Source organism: Streptomyces sp. NPDC058741, assembly GCF_042746715.1.
Taxonomy (GTDB): Bacteria; Actinomycetota; Actinomycetes; order Streptomycetales; family Streptomycetaceae; genus Streptomyces.
This window is the reverse complement of record NZ_JBHYQH010000018.1, coordinates 90,472-103,345: the sequence shown is the minus strand read 5'-3', so window position 1 is coordinate 103,345 and position 12,874 is coordinate 90,472. Positions and strand designations below refer to the sequence as shown.

The 12,874-nt window shown below is 71.0% G+C and carries 9 protein-coding genes and 1 pseudogene; 5 read left to right on the top strand and 5 right to left on the bottom strand.

Features of this window, described 5'->3' with window-relative positions; genetic code table 11:
* Positions 1–7 precede the first annotated feature (7 nt).
* From ACFW6P_RS17105 to ACFW6P_RS17090, 4 genes and pseudogenes are all read left to right on the top strand, one after another.
* Positions 8–1,267 (top strand): citrate synthase, encoded by a 1,260-nt coding sequence (locus tag ACFW6P_RS17105; protein ID WP_386352906.1) that lies wholly within the window; start codon positions 8–10, stop codon positions 1,265–1,267.
* Positions 1,268–1,320: 53 nt separating this feature from the next.
* Positions 1,321–2,265, top strand: coding sequence for a sucrase ferredoxin (locus tag ACFW6P_RS17100; protein ID WP_386424044.1), 945 nt, complete (start codon positions 1,321–1,323; stop codon positions 2,263–2,265).
* A gap of 103 nt (positions 2,266–2,368) precedes the next feature.
* Positions 2,369–4,039: an ATP-binding protein gene (locus tag ACFW6P_RS17095; RefSeq protein WP_386352900.1), complete on the top strand. Its 1,671-nt coding sequence runs from the start codon at positions 2,369–2,371 to the stop codon at positions 4,037–4,039.
* Positions 4,039–4,718, top strand: a pseudogene (locus ACFW6P_RS17090) (response regulator). The gene ACFW6P_RS17095 and the pseudogene ACFW6P_RS17090 overlap by 1 nt, the downstream one beginning before the upstream one ends.
* A 14-nt stretch (positions 4,719–4,732) precedes the next feature.
* Here ACFW6P_RS17090 and ACFW6P_RS17085 read toward each other — a convergent pair.
* The 3 genes from ACFW6P_RS17085 to ACFW6P_RS17075 all read right to left on the bottom strand — a co-directional run bounded on the left by ACFW6P_RS17085 (position 4,733) and on the right by ACFW6P_RS17075 (position 9,174).
* A complete protein-coding gene (locus tag ACFW6P_RS17085) occupies positions 4,733–6,325 on the bottom strand; it encodes a cation acetate symporter (RefSeq protein ID WP_386352897.1) in 1,593 nt (530 codons plus the stop codon).
* A complete protein-coding gene (locus ACFW6P_RS17080) occupies positions 6,322–6,882 on the bottom strand; it encodes a DUF485 domain-containing protein (RefSeq protein WP_386424042.1) in 561 nt (186 codons plus the stop codon). The genes ACFW6P_RS17085 and ACFW6P_RS17080 overlap by 4 nt, the downstream gene beginning before the upstream one ends.
* Before the next feature lie 168 nt (positions 6,883–7,050).
* A complete protein-coding gene (locus ACFW6P_RS17075; protein ID WP_386424041.1) occupies positions 7,051–9,174 on the bottom strand; it encodes a type IIA DNA topoisomerase subunit B in 2,124 nt (707 codons plus the stop codon).
* Between the two features lie 441 nt (positions 9,175–9,615).
* Between ACFW6P_RS17075 and ACFW6P_RS17070 the strand changes: the two genes are divergently transcribed.
* Entirely contained in the window at positions 9,616–9,846 is a 231-nt protein-coding gene (locus ACFW6P_RS17070) for a hypothetical protein (RefSeq protein ID WP_386352889.1), read from the top strand.
* Positions 9,847–9,978: 132 nt separating this feature from the next.
* Here ACFW6P_RS17070 and ACFW6P_RS17065 read toward each other — a convergent pair whose 3' ends face one another.
* Both ACFW6P_RS17065 and ACFW6P_RS17060 read right to left on the bottom strand, forming a co-directional pair.
* Entirely contained in the window at positions 9,979–10,812 is an 834-nt protein-coding gene (locus tag ACFW6P_RS17065; RefSeq protein ID WP_386352886.1) for a serine protease, read from the bottom strand.
* Positions 10,813–10,948: 136 nt separating this feature from the next.
* On the bottom strand, positions 10,949–12,490 hold the full coding sequence (locus tag ACFW6P_RS17060) for an RNA polymerase sigma factor (protein WP_386352883.1): 1,542 nt from the start codon (positions 12,488–12,490) through the stop codon (positions 10,949–10,951).
* Positions 12,491–12,874: the final 384 nt, after the last annotated feature.

Here is a 12,874-nt window from a genome sequence, read left to right as displayed (position 1 = left end):
GACCCCCATGCGCGATCACGAGCCCGCTCCCCTCGACACGGAACGGCGGCTGACCACCAGGGAGGCCGCCGACCTGCTCGGCGTGAAGCCGGAGACCGTGTACGCGTACGTGAGCCGCGGCCAGCTCAGCAGCCGGCGTGCGGCCGGCGGCCGCGGAAGCACCTTCGACGCCCGCGAGATCGAGGCACTCGCCCGGCGCAACCGGCGTGAGGGCGCGGCAGTTTCCGGCTCCGGCGCCGGTGAGCTGTCGGTGCGGACCGGCATCACGCTCATCGAGAGCGACCGCTACTACTACCGCGGCGTCGACGCGGTCGACCTGGCCACCCGGCACACCTACGAGGAGGTCGCCGAGTGGCTCTGGACGGGCCGGATGCAGCCGGGCAGCACGTTCACCGCCCCCGCCGCCTCCGTGGCCGTCGCCCGCCGCGCCGTCGACGCCCTGCCCGAACACGCCGCGCCCACCGACCTGCTGCGTGTCGCGACGATCGCCGCCGCGACCGCGGACCCGCTGCGCTTCGACCTGTCCGAGGACACCGTGCTCGGCACCGCACGCACTCTCGTCCCGACCCTCGTCGCCGCGCTGCCGCCGCGGGGACACGGCCGCCACGACCAGGGCCCGCTGGCACGGCGCCTGTGGGACCGGCTGTCCGTGCGAGACGCCGACGAGGAGTCCCTGCGCGCCCTGGACGCCGCCCTCGGACTCCTGGCCGACCACGACCTCGCCGCCTCCACGCTCGCCGTGCGGGTCGCCGCGTCGGCCCGCGCACACCCGTACGCGGCGATCTCCGCCGGTCTCGGCGTGATCGAGGGCCCGCTCCACGGTGCCGCCAGCGGGCTCGCCCACCGGCTGCTCCAGGACGTGCTCGAACAGGGCGACGCGGCCCCCGTGATCGCCGGCGAACTGCGCGCGGGCCGCCGTGTCCCCGGACTCGGCCACCGGCTGTACCCGGGCGAGGACCCACGCGCGCGTGCCCTGTTCACCCTCCTCGAACGGGTCCCGCGCGCCGAACCCGCCCTGCTCGCGGCCCGCGACATCGTCGAGACGACCGCCCGTCACACCCCGCTGCACGCCAACGTCGACCTCGCGCTCGCCGTGCTCACGGCGTCCTGCGGGATGCCCCCGGCCGCGGGCGAGACGATCTTCGCGGTGGCGCGAACGGCGGGCTGGATCGCGCACGCACTCGAGGAGTACGGCGAGCGCCCGCTCCGCATGCGCCCGAGCGGTCTATACGCCGGTCCGAAGCCGCCCCGGCATCTGCCGGAGTAGGAAAGGGCGGCCCGGGGAGGAAGATCAGGCCAAGTCAGGTTAGGCTCACCTCTGTGAGTACGTGCTCAACCGTCTCCCGGGACATCGACGAGCCCGTTCCGGGAACCGCGGCCACCGCGAGGACCTGGCTGTTGCTGGAACAGCCGGGGCCCTGGGGTGCCAAGGCTCTCACCTCGAGCCACCTGGACCCCGCCCTGGGACGTGCTCTGGAGGCGGCCGCGAAGGACACGGGCGTACGGATCGTGCTCATCCGGCGCCCCGGGCGCCACGCGGACCGCCGGATGCCCTCCACGCGCCGGGTGTACGCGGCCCACACCGTCCCCGGGAACGTGTGGCTCCACACCGCCACGACCTCGGACCCGGGCCGGCTGCTCCACCTCGACTTCGCCGCGCTGGGCCGGGGCGACCACCACGGCTTCGACGAGGAGCTCGGCGGCCGGCCGCACGACGGCGACCCGCTGGCGCTCGTGTGCACCAACGGCAAGCGCGACCGATGCTGCGCCCTGCTGGGCCGTCCCCTCGCCGCCGCGCTGGCCGCCTCCGGGGTCGAGGGCGTCTGGGAGGTCACTCATCTGGGTGGTCACCGTTTCGCCCCGACCGCCCTGGTGCTGCCGTACGGATACGCCTACGGGCGGGCCGAGGCGCACACCCTCAAGGAGGTCCTGCAGGGAGCCCGGGAGGGACGAATTGTGGTGGAGGGCTGCCGGGGCGGCTCGGCCTGGGAACGCCCCGGCCAGGCAGCCGAACTGGCCGTGCGCGCTCACATCGGCGAGTACCGGGCGGAGGCGCTGAGCGTCGTGCGCACGACGGGTGCCGCCCCGTACTGGGAGGTGACCGTCGCCCACGTCGACGGACGCCGCTGGCGGGTGGAGGTCTCCCAGGAAGCGGGCCTGCCGCCCCGGCCGGAGAGCTGCGGCGCGTCCGTCCTCGGATCGCCCGGGCGGATGAACGTGGTGGCGGTACGGCAGCGGGGCCTCACGACGGCGCTCGCGAGCTGATCGCCCCGTCCTGGGCACGCGGGACCGGCTGCCCACACATGGATCAAGAGATCCACACCACACCCGTTAGGGCAGGTAGTCGGCCGCACGTACCGTCTTGGGTATGAGCCCCACTCCCCCCGCACGCCGCCTGCGCCTCGGCCTGCCGCGGCGGGTGTTCTCGCAGGTGCTGCTGATGCAGGTGGCCATCGCCGCGGGCGTCGCGGTCCTCGCGACCGGGCTGTTCCTCGCGCCCCTCGGCGACCAACTGGACGACCAGGCCATGCGCCGCGCACTCGCCATCGCGCAGACGACCGCGCAGCGGCCGGGGCTCGCGGAGGACCTGAGGGACACGCCGCCCGCGCCCGACGGCCCGGTGCAGAGGGAGGCGGAGCGGATCCGGACGGCCACCAAGGCCGAGTACGTGGTGGTGATGGACTGGCGGGGCGTGCGCTGGTCGCACACCGACCCGCGGCAGATCGGCGGCATCGTCTCGACCGACCCCGGCCAGGCCCTGGCCGGCAAGGAGGTCATGGAGATCGACAGCGGCACCCTGGGCCGCTCGGCCCGGGGCAAGGTGCCGCTGCGCGACGGCGACGGCACGGTCGTCGGCGCGGTCTCGGTCGGCATCGCCTACGACAGCGTCCGGGCCCGGCTCATCCACGCGATCCCGGGGCTGCTCGCGTACGCGGGAGGTGCGCTGGCCGCCGGCGCGCTGGCGGCGTGGCTCATCTCCCGGCGCGTGCAACGACAGACCCGGGACCTGGCGTTCTCGGACATCGCGGCGCTGCTGTCGGAGCGCGAGGCGATGCTCCACGGCATCCGGGAGGGCGTCGTCGCCCTGGACCGGACCGGCCGTATCCGTCTGGTCAACGACGAGGCGCAGCGCCTGCTCGGCATCGGGGAGGCGGTGGTGGGCCGTACCCCCGACGAGGCGCTCGGCACCGGCCGTACGTCCGATGTGCTGGCCGGGCGTGTGACCGGAACGGACCTGCTCACCGTGCGAGGCCAGCGCGTGCTGGTGGCCAACCGCATGCCCACCGACGACGGCGGTGCCGTGGCCACCCTGCGCGACCGCACCGAGCTGGAGCAACTGGGCCGTGAACTCGACTCCACGCGCGGCCTGATCGACGCCCTGCGCGCCCAGGACCACGAGCACGCCAACCGGATGCACACGCTTCTGGGACTGCTCGAACTGGAGATGTACGACGACGCCGTCGAGTTCGTCGGCGAGGTCGTCGGTGACCACCGGGCGACCGCGGAACAGGTCACCGAGCGGATCGAGGACCCGCTGCTCGCCGCCCTGCTGGTCGGCAAGGCGACCGTCGCCGCCGAACGGGGGGTCGCCCTGTGGGTGTCGGACCGCACCCGCCTGCCCGACCGGCTGATCGACCCCCAAGGGCTGGTCACCGTCGTCGGGAACCTGGTGGACAACGCCCTGGACGCCGTCGCCGGCACGCCGCACGCGCGCGTGGAGGTCGAGTTGCGCGCCGAGGGGCACACGGTGGTACTCCGGGTGCGCGACACCGGTCCGGGAATCCCCCGGGAGCACCGGGAGCTGATCTTCACCGAGGGATGGTCCACGAAGAAGCCGCCGGCGCATCGCGAGCGCGGCATCGGACTCTCCCTGGTACGCAGGCTCGCCGAACGGCAGGGCGGCAGTGCCGCCGTCGGCGAGGCGCACGGCGGGGGCGCCGAGTTCACGGTCGTCCTGCCCGACGCGCTGTCCGGACCGGGCCCCGAGCCGGCCCTGACCGCCCTGTCGGCCCGGCAGGCAACCGAGGAGGCGTCGTGATGATCGAGGTGCTGGTCGTCGACGACGACACCAGGGTCGCCCGGGTCAACGCCGGCTACGTCGAGAAGGTGCCGGGCTTCCACGTGGCCGGCGAGGCCCACAGCGCCGCCGACGCCCTGCGCCGGCTGGAGGAGCTGCCGCGGCTGGACCTGGTCCTCATGGACCACTACCTGCCCGACGAGACGGGTAGGCGGTCGTCCAGGAGATGCGGCGGCGCGGCCACCAGACGGACGTGATCATGGTGACGGCGGCCCGGGACGTCTCGACCGTGCAGGCGGCGATGCGGCACGGTGCGCTGCAGTACCCGGTCAAGCCGTTCTCCTTCGCCGGCCTGCGCGCCAAGCTGGAAGCGTACGCGGAGCTGCGCCGCACCCTGGACGGCGCAGGGGAGGCCGAGCAGTCCGAGGTGGACCGCATCTTCAAGGCGCTGTCGGCGTCGTCGGAGCCGAACCTGCCCAAGGGGCACTCCCCCACCACCGCCGAACTGGTCCGTCAGTCGCTGATGAACGACGACGGGCCCCTGTCCGCCCGGGAGATCGCCGAACGCACCGGGGTGAGCCGCCAGACCGCCCAGCGGTATCTGAAACTCCTGGAGCGCACGGGCCGGGCCCGGCTCACCCTCAAGTACGGGGACGCGGGCCGCCCGGCGCACCGTTACGTATGGGCGACCCGCGGTTAGGGCGCACGTGGCCTCTACGCGGCCCCGGCTCCGGTCAGTGACCGCACCTCGGTCTCCGCGTGCCGGGCTTCGTCCGGGGCCTCCGCCGAGGTGACCGTGCCCAGCCAGCCCGCGAGGAAGCCCAGCGGGATCGACACCAGACCCGGGTTCTGCAGCGGGAAGTACTGCAGGTCCACGCCCGGGAACAGCGAGTCCGGGCCGCCCGAGACCACCGGCGACAACACCACGAGGACCACGGCCGGGACCAGCCCGCCGTAGACGGCCCACACGGCACCGCGGGTGGTGAAGCCGGGCCAGAACAGGGAGAAGAGCAGCACGGGCAGGTTCGCGGACGCGGCGACGGCGAAGGCGAGGCCGACCAGGAACGCGACGTTGAGGTCCCGCGCCAGCAGACCGAGGGCGATCGCCACGGCCCCGACCCCGACCGCCGCGATCCGGGCCACGGCGACCTCACTGCGCGGCGTGCCGCCTTTCCGGCGCAGCGACGCGTACAGGTCGTGCGCCACGGACGCCGAGGAGGCGAGCGTGATCCCGGCGACCACGGCGAGGATCGTCGCGAACGCGACCGCGGCGACGACGGCGAACAGGACCGTTCCCCCCGTGGATCCGGCGCCGCCGCCCAGGTCCAGGGCGAGCAGCGGAACCGCCGTGTTCCCGGCCGCGTTCGACGCCCGCACGGCCTCCGGCCCCACGATCGCGGCCGCGCCGAACCCGAGCACGATCGTCATCAGGTAGAACCCGCCGATGAGCCCCACGGCCCAGACCACCGACCGGCGGGCGGCACGCGCCGTGGGCACGGTGTAGAAGCGCGACAGGATGTGCGGCAGACCCGCCGTGCCCAGCACCAGGGCCAGTCCGAGGCTGATGAAGTCGAAGCGGGCCGTCCAGTCGCCGCCGTACTTCAGGCCGGGGGTCAGGAACGCCCGCCCGTGCCCGCTGCGCTCGGCAGCCGTGAGCAGCAGCCGGTCGAGGTCTCCGTGGAAGCGCACCAGCACCAGGACGGTCAGCACGACGGTGCCGCCGAGCAGCAGGACCGCCTTGACGATCTGGATCCATGTGGTCGCCCGCATCCCTCCCATCGACACGTAGATCACCATCAGCGCTCCGACTCCGATGACCGTCCAGGCACGGACCGCCTCGCTCGTCCCCCCGAGCAACAGAGCCACGAGGCTGCCCGCACCGACCATCTGCGCGACCAGGTACAGGACGGAGACGGTGACCGAGGAGGTGCCCGCCGCGATGCGGACCGGCCGCTCCCGCATCCGCGCCGCCACGACGTCGGCGAGGGTGAACCGGCCGCAGTTGCGCACCAGTTCCGCGACGAGGAACAGCACCACCAGCCAGGCCACCAGGAATCCGACCACGTAGAGCAGCCCGTCGTAGCCCCACAGCGCCATGAGCCCGGCGACGCCGAGGAACGACGCGGCCGACATGTAGTCACCGGCGATGGCAAAACCATTCTCCATCGAGGAGAAGAGACGCCCGCCCGCGTAGAACTCCTCCGCCGAACCACGCCGGTTGCGGCTCACCCAGGTCGTGATGCCCAGCGTGACGGCGATGAACGCGCTGAACAGCAGTGGGGCCAGGGTCTGATGCTCACTCGTCACGAGGCACCGCCGTTCACGCCGCGGGTCAGTTCCTGTGTGTCCCAGCGCAGTTCGAGCGCTGCCCGGTCCCGGCGCAGCCGCGCGTGCCGCGCGTACGCCCACGTCAGCAGGAACGTGGTCAGGAACTGCCCGAGCCCCGCGACCAGGCCGACGTTCAACGCGCCCGCGACGGGCCGGGCCATCAGCTGCGGCACGGTCGTGGCCACCACGACGTAGCCCACGTACCAGACGAGGAAGGCCGCGGAGGCCGGCACCACGAACCGACGGTAGCGGCGCCGCACCTCCTGGAAGGCCGCGCTGCGCTGCACCTCCAGGTACACATCCGCCTCGGAGGGCCCGCTCACGCCCTCCCCGCGAGCCGACGGCACGGCGGCCGGAGCGGGTTCTCCGCCGGCCGCCATCTCGCCCCAGCCGGACGCGAGGCCGTCGTACCAGGGGTCGTCGTACTTCAGCTGCCAGGCCTCCTGGGGGGCGGCCGGGTCATGACCGTCGAGTTGCTCGACCGAACTCTCCTGACCTGCCACGGCGTCGTGGGCCCGGCCCTTGCTTGACTGCATGCCCAAGGATGGACAGAACGGGAAGATCCCCGACTCTTCTTCCCCGTTCTCTTCACCCCATCAGGTGACCGGAATCCGGGTGGCCGCGTCGATCCGCACCCGTTCGCGCAAACGCGGCCCGGACGCGGCCGAAGCCGTGCCGGGACCTTTGAACGGGTCAGGTGGTGACTAGGCGTCGATCCGCGACCGGTCCAGCGTCGCCGCGGAGTTGGAGATGAACTCCTTGCGGGGTGCGACGTCGTTGCCCATCAGCAGGTCGAAGACCTGCTCCGCCGCTTCCAGGTCGGAGAGGTTGATCCGGCGCAGGGTGCGGTGGCGGGGGTCCATGGTCGTCTCGGCCAGCTGGTCGGCGTCCATCTCGCCGAGGCCCTTGTAGCGCTGGATCGAGTCCTTGTAGCGGATCCCCTTGGTCTGGAACTCCATGAGCTTGTCGCGCAGCTCCCGGTCCGAGTACGTGTAGACGTACTTGTCCTGGCCCTTCTTGGGCTGGACGATCTCGATCCGGTGCAGCGGCGGCACCGCGGCGAAGACCCGCCCGGCCTCCACCATGGGCCGCATGTAGCGGTGGAACAGGGTCAGGAGCAGGGTGCGGATGTGCGAGCCGTCGACATCGGCGTCGGTCATCATGATGATCTTGCCGTAGCGGGCGGCGTCGATGTCGAAGGTCCGGCCCGAGCCGGCCCCTATGACCTGGATGATCGCGCCGCACTCGGCGTTCTTCAGCATGTCCGTCATGGACGACTTCTGGACGTTGAGGATCTTGCCGCGGATCGGCAGCAGCGCCTGGAACTCGGAGTTCCGGGCGAGCTTCGCCGTGCCGAGCGCGGAGTCCCCCTCGACGATGAACAACTCGCTGCGGTCCACGTCGTCACTGCGGCAGTCGGCGAGCTTGGCCGGCAGCGAGGAGGACTCCAGGGCCGTCTTGCGGCGCTGCGCGTCCTTGTGCTGCCGCGCGGCGATACGGGTGCGGGCCGCGGCGACGGCCTTCTCCATCACGACCCGGGCCTGCTGGGCGGCGTCGCGCTTCGTGGAGGTCAGGAAGGCCTTGAGTTCCTTGCTGATCACGTTGCTCACGATGCGGCGGGCCGCCGAGGTGCCGAGGACCTCCTTGGTCTGGCCCTCGAACTGGGGCTCCGCGAGACGCACCGTGACGACCGCGGTCAGGCCCTCCAGGGCGTCGTCCTTGACGATGTCGTCCTCGGCCACCCGCAGCAGCTTCTTGGCGCGCAGCACCTCGTTCATCGTGGCGGCGACGGCCTGCTCGAAGCCGGCGACATGGGTGCCGCCCTTGGGGGTGGCGATGATGTTCACGAACGACCTCAGGGTCGTGTCGTACCCGGTGCCCCAGCGCATCGCCACGTCGACGTCGAGCTCGCGGGCCACCTGGGTCGGGGTCATCTGGCCGTGCTCGTCCAGGACCGGGACGGTCTCCCTGAACGTGCCCTGGCCGGAGAACCGGAGAACGTCGCAGACCGGCTTGTCGGTGGCCAGGTACTCGCAGAACTCGCTGATCCCGCCGTCGAAGCGGAAGGACTCCTCACCCTTGCTGCCGCCCTCGCCCAGGCCGCACTCGTCGCGGACGACGATGGTCAGTCCCGGGACGAGGAACGCCGTCTGCCGGGCCCGCTGGTGCAGGTTCTCCAACGAGAGCTTGGCGTCCTTGAGGAAGATCTGGCGGTCGGCCCAGTAGCGCACGCGCGTGCCGGTGCGGCTCTTGGGGATCTTCCTGGCCTTGCGCAGGCCGCTCTTGGCCTCGAACCTCGCCTCCGGCGCGTTCCCGGAGAAGGCGCCGGGGACACCGCGGCGGAAGCTGATCGCGTGGGTGTGCCCGCTGCGGTCCACCTCGACGTCCAGGCGGGCGGACAGGGCGTTCACCACCGAGGCGCCGACGCCGTGCAGACCGCCGGAGGCGGCGTAGGAGCCGCCTCCGAACTTGCCGCCGGCGTGCAGCTTGGTCATGACGACCTCGACACCGGAGAGTCCGGTCTTGGGCTCGACGTCGACCGGGATGCCCCGGCCGTTGTCCCGGACCTCGACCGAGCCGTCGTCGTGGAGGATGACCTCGATGTGATCGCAGTAGCCGCCGAGAGCCTCGTCGACGGAGTTGTCGATGATCTCCCAGAGGCAGTGCATCAGGCCACGGCTGCCGGTCGATCCGATGTACATACCGGGGCGCTTGCGCACGGCCTCGAGCCCCTCGAGGACGAGCAGGTGCCGCGCGGTGTAGTTGGAACCGTCCCGGTCTGCTCCTGCCAGCAGAGCTGTGGACGGCACGGACGTGTCGGCGGTCACGCGGTTCGCTCCTCGCTGAATTTCAGATGGGGCCCTCATGGGTAAGGGCGCGGCTTCAGTCACCGGTGAGAGGGTACCGAGGCCTGGTAGGGCCGCTGTAACGCCACCCTCGTCAGAAACTCACCCTAGTCCAGAGTCGCATGCTTGTTCGATCCCTCGATGGAGTGAAGTACACGTCACGTTCCCTTCCAGGCATGAACCATTTAGGCTCCGGGCACGTCCTCATGAACAACCGGCAACCCAGCCGGGAGGACCGACCGACCGATATACGCGAAGCCCCGTAAGACACATAGACACGCAATACGGCACATTCGCCGCCAACCGGCAGCAGACAGCCGCCTCGCAAGATTCTTTCGAGGAAAAGCCACGAGCGGGAACGTTTTGGGGCTGGTTGGATGTTGACCCTGGTACGACAGCTCGTCGAGCTAGAGAAGAGGCGACGTGACTACTGTTCTGACCCCTGCGAGCCAGTTGACGGCCGCTGATCGCTGCGACCGCTGCGGCGCCCAGGCGTACGTGCGCGTCGTCCTGCTCAGCGGCGGAGAGCTGCTCTTCTGCGCCCATCACGGGCGCAAGTTCGAGCCGGAACTCAAGAAGATCGCCGCTGAGATACAGGACGAGACGGAGCGGCTCACGGCCGTTCCCGAGACCGCCTCCGAAGAAGAGCGCTGACACCGCGCGTCCGACGACGAGCCAGCCCGGCACAGGCCGGTACGGGCGGTTCGCCTCTGCATCCCGGAGGCAGCCGCCCGTCCTCGTCGTCCCGGCGCCGTCAGGGGCCCCCTTGGACGCCCCTCATCCTCCTCAGGCCCGCATCCGGCCCAGCGTCCGCATGATGTCGGACACCCGCATATAGACCCCGGGGCTGCCGGCCCGGCCGCAGCCGATCCCCCAGGACACGAGCCCGATCAAACGCCCCTGGGCCACCAGCGGACCTCCGCTGTCCCCCTGGCAGGCGTCGCGGCCCCCCTCGGCCTCGCCGGCGCACAGCATGCTCCCGGAGTCGTAGCTGCCATCGGCGCCGCCCGGATAGGCCCTCTCACAGAGAGTGTCGGGCAGTACCCGCACACGTACCGCGCGCAGACCGTCTGCGTACTCCCCCGTCCCCGAGGTGTCGCCCCACCCGTACACGGTCGCCGTCCCGCCCGCCGTGTACGCAGGGTCACCGGCGGCCGCCATGCCGATCACGGACTCGGCGGGGAGCGGTTCGGCCAGGGTCAGCACGGCGAAGTCCCCGGAGTTGCTGGCACCGTCGTACGCCGGGTTCACCCAGCTGGAACGCACGGCGATCTCCTGGCCGTCACGGTCCGACAGATCCGTGCGCCCCGCTATGACCCTGAGGTCGGAGACCTGCTGCGGGGGCCCGCCGAGGACCGCCTCGTCCATGCAGTGGGCCGCGGTGAGCACCGTGCTGCGGCCGATCACCACGCCCCCGCAGAACTGCCCCGCCCGCATACGCCCGAACCGGTCACGACTCGACAGGGCCACCGTCCACGGGCTGTCCGACGCCTCCACGGGAAAGCCCCCTATGACCCCCCGGTCGGCGGCCACAGAGACGCTGGAGCCCGCTGATACGGCAGATAGGGCGGCCGCCAGGACCAGAGGCCTGACCAGGGCTAGGACAAGGCGACGACGCATACGCACTCCTCACTCCGTGGGGTCGGTGGGACACCCAGGGTCATCCAATCCTCGGCCCCCCGCACCCGCGTGGCCCCGGCACGACGAAGGCCCGACCCCCTTCAGGGGACCGGGCCTTCCGCGTCGTACGGCCGGATCAGTCGAGGTAGTCGCGCAGCACCTGGGAACGCGACGGGTGGCGCAGCTTCGACATGGTCTTGGACTCGATCTGACGGATCCGCTCACGGGTGACGCCGTAGACCTTGCCGATCTCGTCGAGGGTCTTCGGCTGACCGTCGGTGAGACCGAACCGCATCGAGACGACGCCCGCCTCGCGCTCGGACAGGGTGTCCAGGACGGAGTGCAGCTGCTCCTGCAGGAGCGTGAAGCTCACCGCGTCGGCCGGGACGACGGCCTCGGAGTCCTCGATGAGGTCACCGAACTCGCTGTCGCCGTCCTCGCCCAGCGGGGTGTGGAGCGAGATGGGCTCGCGGCCGTACTTCTGGACCTCGATGACCTTCTCCGGGGTCATGTCGAGCTCCTTGGCCAGCTCCTCCGGGGTGGGCTCGCGGCCCAGGTCCTGGAGCATCTGGCGCTGCACACGCGCGAGCTTGTTGATGACCTCGACCATGTGCACCGGGATACGGATGGTGCGGGCCTGGTCGGCCATGGCGCGGGTGATCGCCTGCCGGATCCACCAGGTGGCGTACGTGGAGAACTTGTAGCCCTTGGTGTAGTCGAACTTCTCGACCGCGCGGATCAGACCGAGGTTGCCCTCCTGGATGAGGTCCAGGAAGAGCATGCCGCGGCCGGTATAGCGCTTGGCCAGGGAGACCACGAGGCGGAGGTTGGCCTCCAGCAGGTGGTTCTTGGCGCGGCGGCCGTCCTCGGCGATGATCTCCAGCTCACGCTTGAGCTTCGGCGCCAGCTTGTCGGCGTTGGCCAGCTTGTCCTCGGCGAACAGGCCCGCCTCGATGCGCTTGGCGAGCTCGACCTCCTGCTCGGCGTTGAGCAGGGGGACCTTGCCGATCTGCTTGAGGTAGTCCTTGACCGGGTCGGCGGTGGCACCGGCGGCGGCGACCTGCTGCGCCGGCGCGTCGTCCTCGTCCTCGTCGGAGAGCACGAAGCCCGCGTTCTCGGTGCTCTCGGGCTCCTCGCCGGCCTTGCCGGGGGCTGCTTCCTCGAGCACCTCCTCCTCGAGGAGCTCGGCGTCGTCCTTCTTGGCGCTGGTCTTCTTGGCCGCCGTCTTCTTGGTGGCGGTCTTCTTCGCGGCCGCCTTCTTGGCGGTGGTCTTCTTGGCGGCCGCCTTCTTCGCGGCGGGCGCCTCTTCCGCGGCGTCGGGCTCGACGGCCGGTGACGCCGGCGTGGCGGAGGCAGTGGCCTTCCTGGTGGTCACCGCCTTGGCCGCGACCGTCTTGGTGGCGGTGCGCTTGGCGGGACTTTTCGCTGCGACGCTCTTTCGGGTGCGCTTGGGCTCTGCGGCACTGACCATCAGCGTCACACCCTCTTCCTCGAGGATCTGGTTGAGGCTGCGCAGTACGTTCTTCCACTGAGTGGCCGGAATCTGGTCAGCTTCGAAGGCCCGACGCACGTCATCGCCGGCGATCTGCCCCTCAGCCTTTCCCCGCTCAATGAGCGCCATGACAGAGACGGACTCGGCGATCTCCGGCGGGAGCGTACGGGATGTGCTGGCCGACACGAACAACCTCTCGGAACGTTGGAAAACGGCTTCCGGCCCCGTCCACAGGGGACAGGAGCCGACCACCGGCTTGGGGATGGGCCGACGGCGCGGGCGGGGCCGGGAAGATGCACAGCGCCATGAACGGCGTCCGTATTCCCTCCGCGGCTGTCACCTCTTAGGTCATCGCTTTCTTCCCCGAAGCGTTACGCCCAATCTTCGTGGCCCGAGTCACACCCCGTAAGCGAAATAAGCAGTCAGACGCACACAGAAAAGGTCATCCCAGGCCTCGAACCGGACGCTCTACGGAGATGCGGCCTCATCGCGCCGTCGGACCCCGTGGGATCTCGGAGGATCCCACGGGGTCCGACGGAAGGCGGGTCACCGACCGGGCACTGCCACAGG